Here is an 8,765-nt window from a genome sequence, read left to right on the forward strand (position 1 = left end):
CTGTTTCCATTTTAGAACAGAAAGGAGCTGTGAAAATTGAAGAAAATCAAAAGCTATACAAGCATATGGAGCGTGGAAAAAGTCATTTATGCAATCAACGACTTTCAACTCCCGTTCCCGCTCACATTCAGTCAGATGGCTTGGTTCGTGGTGTCGCTGTTTGTGGTGATTCTCTTTGGGGAGCTGCCGCCCTTTAACATGATTGACGGTGCATTTCTCAAATACTTTGGAATCCCTGTGGCGTTCACTTGGTTTGTATCGCAAAAGACCTTTGACGGAAAAAAGCCTTTTGGATTCCTAAAATCCTGTGTGAGCTTTTTCCTCCGACCAAAAGTGACCTATGCAGGAAAAGCTATCAAACTGAAAAATCAGAAATTCAATACAAGCGTGACCGCAGTTAGGAGTGTGATGTATGTTCCCGATTAAGTACATAGAAAACAATCTGGTGTTCAACCATGACGGTGAGTGCTTTGCCTACTATGAGCTGACACCTTACAATTATTCGTTCCTGTCACCAGAAGAAAAATATATGGTGCATGACAACTTCCGTCAGCTTATCGCCCAGAACCGTGACGGAAAAATCCATGCCCTACAGATTGCCACAGAGGACAGCCTGCGTGCAGTACAGGAGCGTTCCAAAAAGGGAATCACAGGCAGATTAAAAGAGATTGCCTGTAAAAAGGTAGATGAACAGACAGAAGCGTTGGTTGAGATGATTGGTGAAAATCAGATTGACTACCGCTTTTTTCTTGGCTTCAAGCTGCTGGTAAATGAGGAAGAAATCAGCTTCAAGGGTATGCGAAAATCAGCAGCTATGACCTTTGCGGATTTTATCTATGAAGTCAATCACAAGCTGATGGGTGACTTCGTTTCCATGAGTAATGATGAAATCAACCGTTTCCTAAAGATGGAAAAACTCTTGGAAAGCAAAATCTCACGCCGCTTTCAGTTCCGCAGACTAGATAAGAACGACTTCGGCTACCTCTTGGAACATATCTACGGGAATACCGGCGTTGCCTACAGTGATTACAGTTATGACCTCCCGATAAAAAAGTCAAAGCGTGAAACACTGGTGAAGCGATATGACCTTATCCGTCCGACACGCTGCATGATTGAAGAAAACCAGCGATACCTAAAGATTGAGCGTGAAGATCAGACAACTTTTGTTGCCTACTTCACGATTAACAATATCGTGGGTGAGCTGGATTTTCCGTCAAGCGAGATATTTTATTATCAGCAACAGCAATTCACGTTCCCCGTTTCCACTTCTATGAATGTGGAAATCGTCACCAACAAAAAGGCTCTGACGACTGTTAGGAACAAAAAGAAAGAGCTGAAAGACTTGGATAATCATGCTTGGGAATCCAACAACGAAACGGGAAGTAACGTCATGGACGCTCTGGATTCGGTGAATGAACTGGAAACAAATTTAGACCAGTCCAAAGAATCCATGTATAAGCTGTCCTACGTTATCCGTGTGGCAGCTGACACTCTGGAAGAATTGAAACGCCGCTGTGATGAAGTCAAAGATTTCTATGATGATTTGAACGTCAAGCTGGTTCGCCCATTCGGTGATATGTTGGGGTTGCATGGTGAGTTTATCCCGTCCAGCAAAAGATATATCAATGATTATATCCAATACGTCACTTCGGACTTTCTCGCCGGACTTGGCTTCGGTGCGACACAGCAGCTTGGGGAAACGGACGGTATCTATATCGGCTATAACCTTGATACAGGAAAGAATGTATATCTGAAACCCAGCCTTGCGGCACAGGGCGTTAAGGGTTCCGTCACCAATGCGTTAGCTGCCGCTTTTCTTGGTTCTCTTGGCGGTGGCAAGTCATTTTGTAACAACCTTATCATCTATTATGCGGTGCTGTTTGGAGGAAAAGCGGTCATTGTAGACCCTAAATCAGAGCGTGGCAACTGGCAGGAAACACTACCCGATATTGCACATGAAATCAAAATCGTCAACCTTACCAGCGAGAATAAGAACAAAGGACTTCTTGACCCTTATGTGATTATGAAGCGTACAAAAGACGCTGAAAGCCTTGCGATTGATATTTTAACATTCCTTACAGGTATTTCTTCCCGTGACGGTGAGAAGTTCCCTGTATTAAGGCGTGCAATCCGTTCTGTTACCCAGAGCAAAAAAAGAGGACTGCTCCGTGTCATTGATGAACTCCGCAAAGATGGTTCACTCGTGGCAGAGAATATCGCAGACCATATTGAGAGCATGACGGACTATGATTTTGCACACCTGTTATTCTCGGACGGTGATGTGGAACAATCCATCAGTTTAGACCGACAGCTTAACATCATACAGGTGGCTGACCTTGTATTGCCAGACAAGGACACAAAATTTGAAGAATATACCACAATGGAGCTGCTTTCCGTGGCAATGCTTATCGTTATCAGTACCTTTGCCTTAGATTTTATCCATTCGGATAGGAGCATTTTCAAGATGGTGGATTTGGACGAAGCGTGGACGTTCTTGCAGGTAGCACAGGGAAAAGCACTCTCTAACAAGCTGATTCGTGCTGGTCGTTCCATGAATGCCGCTGTGTACTTTGTGACACAAAACTCTGGTGATGTGGACGACGAAAAGATGAAGAACAATATCGGCTTGAAGTTTGCCTTTCGTAGCACAGATATAAAAGAAATCAAAAATACCCTTGAATTTTTTGGTGTGGATAAGGAGGACGAGGGCAACCAGAAACGACTTAGGGATTTGGAAAACGGACAATGCCTGTTTCAAGATTTGTATGGGCGTGTGGGCGTTATCCAGATTCACCCTGTATTCTCTGATCTGTTCCATGCCTTTGATACCAGACCGCCAGTACAGACAGAAGAAACGAGGTGAAGCCTATGAGAAAACGAAAAATCCTACGATTCTTCGGTATCGCTCTGTGTGTGATTCTCGGCGTGCTGATGATTTTATCCATCACAGGAACGGTGACTTATGCGGCTGGACTGGTGGATAATACGGTGAGCGACAGCAACGCCTACTCTAAATATTCCCTAGAGAATTATCAGCTTGATTTCTATGTGGATTCAAGTTGGGATTGGCTACCGTGGAACTGGCTTGATGGAATTGGGAAAAGTATTCAGTATGGCTTGTACGCTATCACAAATTTTGTCTGGACGGTGAGCCTTTATATCTCCAATGCGACAGGCTATGTAGTACAGGAAGCCTATAAGCTGGACTTTATCTCTGATACTGCAAGCTCTATCGGAAAGAACATTCAGACATTAGCTGGTGTGACTTCCAATGGCTTTTCCAGTGAGGGATTTTATGTAGGATTCCTGCTTATCCTCATTCTGGTAATGGGAATCTATGTGGCATACACAGGACTGTTAAAAAGAGAAACCACAAAAGCCATTCATGCGGTTATCAACTTTCTTGTGGTATTTATTCTGTCAGCGTCCTTTATTGCCTATGCCCCAAACTATATCAGCAAAATCAATAACTTTTCCGCAGATATAAGCAGCTCGGCATTATCGCTCGGTACAAAAATCGTGCTGCCCGATTCCAACAGCAAAGGAAAAGACAGCGTAGATTTAATAAGAGACAGCCTGTTTTCCATACAGGTGAAACAACCGTGGCTGCTTTTACAGTACGGGGAATCGGATATAGAAACGCTCGGTTCTGACCGTGTGGAAAGCCTGTTATCGGAAAGTCCAGACACGGACGACAGAGAGGACGTTGTGATTGAGGAAATCGAGGATAAGGACAATGACTATTTGAGCGTCACAAAGACCATGACCCGTTTAGGTATGGTAGTGTTCCTGTTTATCTTCAATATTGGTATCTCGGCATTTGTCTTTCTGCTTACCGGCATGATGATTTTCTCGCAGGTGCTATTCATCATTTACGCCATGTTCCTGCCGATTAGTTTTATCCTCTCCATGATACCGACTTATGAGGGCATGGCAAAAAAGGCTCTTACGAAGCTGTTCAATACCATTATGATGAGAGCCGGAATCACACTGATTATTACCACAGCCTTTAGTATCTCGACTATGTTTTATTCCATTTCCTCCGGCTATCCGTTTTTCATGGTGGCATTTCTACAGATAGTCACCTTTGCCGGAATCTATTTTAAATTAGGTGACTTGATGGCAATGTTCAGCCTGCAATCCTCCGATACACAGCAAGTCAGCAGACGAATCATGCGACACCCGTATATGTTCCTCAACCGCAGGGCAAGACGCTTGGAGCGTAAAATCGGTAGGACAATGGCGGCTGGTGCTGCTGGTGGTGTAGCTGGTGCTGCGGCGGCTTCTGCTTCTACGAAAAATGTAGACAATACCAAACAGACAGGTAATACGCATACCAGAGCAAATCACAATACTTCTGCTTCTTCCAGTGGAGGTAACAGCAAGCCGCCAGCTCTGCCGGATTCCAAATCACAGAAGCCGCTTGCATTGCCGGATAAGAAAAGTCAGACGGATTCCTCACAGACCGTACATAGTTCACAAAGCAATACACAGGAATCACAGTCTACCTCAAAGCGTGGAATTGTGGATAAAAAATCGGTATCGAAACAGCCGCAGTCAGACAAAAAGAATCCGCAGCGTCCGATTGTGGATAAGGAGCGACAAAGCAACGGATCAGCGACAAAGAGAGCTGCCCCGGTGCATGAGCGACCAGCCACAACGCCTGTTCCTGTAAAATCGGATTCACAGGCGGCAGCTTTAAAGCCGGAGCAGAATGTCAAAGAGCGTCCTGTCACAGTGACAAAGGAGCAGCCGCAATCAAGCAAGAGTAAGGAGCCTGTGACAAAATCACAGGAGAATGTAAGAACACAGGTTGTCAGAGAATCCCGTCCGGCAGATAAACAGGCTTCATCAGCAGTAAATAAACATTCACAAGCTACCACAGATATTTCAAGGCAAACGGTACAACGTCAGAAGCAGACAAAGACGGTTCAGAAAAAGACCACAAATCAATCAACAATCAAGAAATCTACCAGTAAGAAAGGTGGCAAGAAATGAAGTTAAGGCATTTTGCTGTGTTCGGTGGGATTTTCACAGTGATTATCTGTCTGCTTCTGTTTCTGTTTATCGTGACCTCAGATGATGAAGAAAGTGGTTCTTCCAGTCTTGATTTTTCTGGACTGAACCTATCAGCGGAAGTATTGAAACATCAGTCTACGGTAGAAAAGTATGCAAAGGAATACAGAATCTCTGACTATGTGAACTATCTGCTTGCGATTATGCAGGTGGAATCCGGCGGCACTGGCACGACAGACGTTATGCAAGCCAGTGAATCTTTAGGATTACCGCTTAACTCCCTATCCGTGGAGGATTCCATCAAACAGGGGTGTAAATACTTCTCGGAGCTTTTGAAATCCGCAGAAGCAAAAGACTGTGACATCAACACAGTGGTACAGTCCTATAACTATGGCGGCGGCTTCATTGATTACGTTTCCAGTCATGGGAAAAAGTACACCTTTGAGTTGGCGGTCAGTTTCGCAAAGGACAAGTCCGGCGGTGTCAAAGTCACCTATAAGAATGACATTTCCATAAAAGAAAATGGCGGCTGGCGTTACAAGTACGGGAATATGTTCTATGTAAAATTAGTCAGCCAGTATTTGGCTGTGCCTAGTTTCAGTGACGCTACCGCACAGGCAATCTTCAATGAAGCGTTGAAGTATCAAGGCTGGAAGTATGTGTATGGCGGCAGCAATCCCAACACTTCTTTTGACTGTTCGGGATTGGTTCAGTGGTGCTACGGAAAGGCTGGTATCAGCTTACCCCGTACCGCACAGGCACAGTATGACGCTACGCAGCACATACCGCTGTCACAGGCAAAAGCTGGTGATTTGGTATTCTTCCACTCAACCTATAACGCTGGAACATACGTCACTCATGTAGGAATCTATGCTGGAAACAACAGAATGTATCATGCTGGCGACCCTATCGGATATGCAGATTTAACAAGCTCGTACTGGCAGCAACACTTGATTGGTGCCGGACGGGTGAAAACCAATTAGAAAGGAATGGTGCTATGCTATTTAAGAAAAAGGATAAGGAATCGAAACCAAAGAAAGAGAAAAAAGTGCCTGTGATGAAAGTCGGCACACACAAGAAAACCGTGATTGCCTTATGGCTGGTGCTGATTGCAAGCGTCAGCTTTGGGGTGTATAAGAATTTCACCGCCATTGATATGCACACGGTACATGAGAAAGAAGTCATTGAGCAACGTATCGTTGATACCAACAAGATAGAGAACTTTGTAAAAGCCTTTGCGAAGTCCTACTATTCTTGGAGCAATACGCAGGAATCCATTGAGAAACGAACCGCAGCCATCAACCAATATCTGACAAAGAGCTTGCAGGATTTGAATGTTGATACGGTACGACAGGATATACCCACAAGCTCTACGGTGACGGACGTTAAGATTTGGGAGGTTGAAGCGGCTGGAACGGACGACTTTACCGTTGTCTACTCGGTAGATCAGACGGTAACGGAGGGCGAAACTTCTATCGGTTACACTTCCGCTTATATGGTGGTAGTTCATGTAGATGGTGACGGAAACATGGTTATCACGCAGAATCCGACCATCAGCAGCATACCGACAAAATCCAGCTATGAACCAAAAGTCAAGGAATCAGACGGAACGGTGGACGCTGCCACTATGGAGGAAGTGACAGAGTTCTTGGAAACATTCTTTAAGCTCTATCCTACCGCAACAGAAAAAGAACTTGCCTACTATGTATCGGGGAATGTGCTGGAACCTGTAAACTGTGAGTATGTGTTCTCGGAGCTGGTAAATCCAATCTTCACACAGGACGGTGAACAAGTAAAAGTGTCTGTATCGGTAAAATATCTCGACCAAAGGACAAAGGCAACACAGATTTCACAGTTTGATTTGACGCTGGAAAAAGATAGTAACTGGAAGATTGTAAAATAGTATGATGAAAGACTTGCATTTCGTATATATGAATGAAGTGCAAGTCTTTTCATATAAATGAATGAATATTATTCATTGACTTTCGTTTCAATAGCTTGTATAATACAAAACTGAAAGGAGGCTTATATTTATGGACAATACAAAAGAAATGTCAAAAATAGCTTTTAACCAACAAGCACTTACTTATGATAAGGATATAAAAGGTCAACACGCCAGAACCCTTTATCCTTACATATTAAATATGCTAAAAGGTAGACATTTTTCTTCTATTTTAGATTTAGGGTGCGGTACAGGAGAACTTCTTTATCAAATACAACAAATATATCATTCAAAAGATTTAACAGGTATAGATATATCTGATAAAATGATTGATATGGCTAATAAAAAAAAGATTAACAATGCTCATTTTGTAATAGGTGATACAGAAGATTTACCCTTTAAGAATAATACATTTGATATTGTCATTTGTAATGATTCTTTTCATCATTATCCAGCACCAGAAAAAGTATTAGATGAAGCATACCGTGTTTTAAAAGACAGTGGCATAATTATTATTGGTGATTGCTGGCAACCATTATTTGCACGACAACTAATGAACATGTATATGAAGCACAGCAAGGAGGGTGATGTAAAGATATATTCAAAAAAAGAAATGATTCACCTTTTATTAAGGAAATTTCATAATGTTAATTGGGAGCGTATCGGAATTACTTCTTGTATATCATTTGCGACTAAATAGATTGAGTGAATATCAGTCATTGACACTTTATTTTGTAAATGCTACTCTATAGAAAAGGAGGTTATTGTATGCGTATTTCCAAAGAACCAGAAGCAAGAAAGCAAGAAATATTAGAAACCGCTATGAAATTGTTTGCTGAAAAAGGATATGAAAAAACGTCCATATCTGATATTGCAAAAGAAATCGGAGTGGCACAAGGACTATGTTACCGCTATTTTCCATCAAAAGATATTCTTTTTCAAACAGCAGTCAATGAGTATGCAAATATATTAGTCGATAAATTAAAAACAAACATCAATATCGAACAGGATTCCATAAAGGATATTTTAAATCATATGGAAGTATTATCAGAAAGCACAAATGATACATATTATGATACATTCCATGATGAAAAAAATAAAACTTTTCACGACTTGCTCTCTTTAAGTATATGCAAAAAGTTAGTACCTGTCGTTGTAAAGCTGATAAAAAAAGCAAATGTAACAGGAGAACTTAATATTTCTGATGTAGAATCATATGCTAATTTTTGTGTATACGGTCAGCTTGGAATTTTGACAGATGATAATTTAACACCAGAAGAAAAAAACAGAAAGATAAAAGCAATTTTATTTGACTTATTCAAGCTATAATCTTTCCCCTGCTTTTACGGGCAGGGAAAATTTTTAAATAATAAATGAATGATATTCATTCAGTAAGGAGAATTATATGAACACAAAACTAGATTTTATAAACGGAAATACAAAAAAATGTTTGCTGGCAATGACACTACCTATGATTGTAGCCATGTTTTTAAATATGGCTTATAACTTGGTTGACAGTCTTTGGATTGGAAATTTACTCGGAGAATTAGCGTATGCTGCATTAACTAATTCTACACCTATCGTACTACTTTTGACTTCTGTTGCGATGGGAGCAACAAATGGAATTTCTATTTTGCTCTCGCAGGCAATAGGAGCTAGAAACGAACAAAAGAAAAAGAAAGTGATTTTGAACCGCCCCTGTCAAGTAGACAGGTGAAATAATTAAAAACATGTACCCTTGCCTGCCACGTAGTGGCAGGCAATTTTTTTATGCATAATGTGTCGCCTTATATTTCTGTATCGCCTT

Annotated in this window: 8 protein-coding genes; all 8 read left to right on the plus strand. The window is 41.7% G+C overall.

The features are described from left to right. The first annotated feature begins 36 nt into the window (after window positions 1–36). The 8 genes from H8909_RS08435 (at window position 37) to H8909_RS08470 (ending at window position 8,675) form a co-directional block, all read left to right on the plus strand. The gene (locus tag H8909_RS08435) at window positions 37–426 is read left to right on the plus strand and encodes a conjugal transfer protein (protein ID WP_021865983.1); all 390 of its coding nucleotides are present in this window, start codon (window positions 37–39) and stop codon (window positions 424–426) included. Continuing rightward, window positions 413–2,863, plus strand: coding sequence for a conjugal transfer ATPase TcpF (gene tcpF / locus H8909_RS08440; RefSeq protein WP_144101216.1), 2,451 nt, complete (start codon window positions 413–415; stop codon window positions 2,861–2,863). Before H8909_RS08435 ends, tcpF begins: the two co-directional genes overlap by 14 nt. Before the next feature lie 5 nt (window positions 2,864–2,868). Then, window positions 2,869–4,998 carry a CD3337/EF1877 family mobilome membrane protein gene (locus H8909_RS08445; RefSeq protein WP_187012510.1) on the plus strand — a complete coding sequence of 710 codons (2,130 nt, stop codon included), beginning with the start codon at window positions 2,869–2,871 and terminating at the stop codon, window positions 4,996–4,998. After that, window positions 4,995–5,999, plus strand: coding sequence for a bifunctional lytic transglycosylase/C40 family peptidase (locus tag H8909_RS08450; RefSeq protein ID WP_032091085.1), 1,005 nt, complete (start codon window positions 4,995–4,997; stop codon window positions 5,997–5,999). Before H8909_RS08445 ends, H8909_RS08450 begins: the two co-directional genes overlap by 4 nt. Before the next feature lie 14 nt (window positions 6,000–6,013). Beyond that, entirely contained in the window at window positions 6,014–6,919 is a 906-nt protein-coding gene (locus H8909_RS08455) for a conjugal transfer protein (RefSeq protein ID WP_118652187.1), read from the plus strand. 130 nt (window positions 6,920–7,049) lie between these two features. Beyond that, window positions 7,050–7,658: a class I SAM-dependent methyltransferase gene (locus tag H8909_RS08460; protein WP_032091083.1), complete on the plus strand. Its 609-nt coding sequence runs from the start codon at window positions 7,050–7,052 to the stop codon at window positions 7,656–7,658. 68 nt (window positions 7,659–7,726) lie between these two features. Beyond that, entirely contained in the window at window positions 7,727–8,287 is a 561-nt protein-coding gene (locus H8909_RS08465) for a TetR/AcrR family transcriptional regulator (RefSeq protein WP_032091082.1), read from the plus strand. Window positions 8,288–8,363: 76 nt separating this feature from the next. Continuing rightward, window positions 8,364–8,675, plus strand: a complete 312-nt coding sequence (locus H8909_RS08470) for an MATE family efflux transporter (protein WP_238928255.1) — start codon at window positions 8,364–8,366, stop codon at window positions 8,673–8,675. Window positions 8,676–8,765 lie beyond the last annotated feature (90 nt).

The sequence above is a fragment of the Catenibacterium faecis genome, assembly GCF_014306455.1.
In the GTDB taxonomy this organism is placed as follows: domain Bacteria; phylum Bacillota_I; class Bacilli_A; order Erysipelotrichales; family Coprobacillaceae; genus Catenibacterium; species Catenibacterium mitsuoka_A.

Excerpts from the sequence above, each read along its gene's own strand:
- tcpF (WP_144101216.1), top strand. The coding sequence starts at position 413 with ATGTTCCCGATTAAGTACATAGAAAACAATCTGGTGTTCAACCATGAC.
- H8909_RS08445 (WP_187012510.1), top strand. The coding sequence starts at position 2,869 with ATGAGAAAACGAAAAATCCTACGATTCTTCGGTATCGCTCTGTGTGTG.
- H8909_RS08450 (WP_032091085.1), top strand. The coding sequence starts at position 4,995 with ATGAAGTTAAGGCATTTTGCTGTGTTCGGTGGGATTTTCACAGTGATT.
- H8909_RS08455 (WP_118652187.1), top strand. The coding sequence starts at position 6,014 with ATGCTATTTAAGAAAAAGGATAAGGAATCGAAACCAAAGAAAGAGAAA.
- H8909_RS08460 (WP_032091083.1), top strand. The coding sequence starts at position 7,050 with ATGGACAATACAAAAGAAATGTCAAAAATAGCTTTTAACCAACAAGCA.
- H8909_RS08465 (WP_032091082.1), top strand. The coding sequence starts at position 7,727 with ATGCGTATTTCCAAAGAACCAGAAGCAAGAAAGCAAGAAATATTAGAA.
- H8909_RS08470 (WP_238928255.1), top strand. The coding sequence starts at position 8,364 with ATGAACACAAAACTAGATTTTATAAACGGAAATACAAAAAAATGTTTG.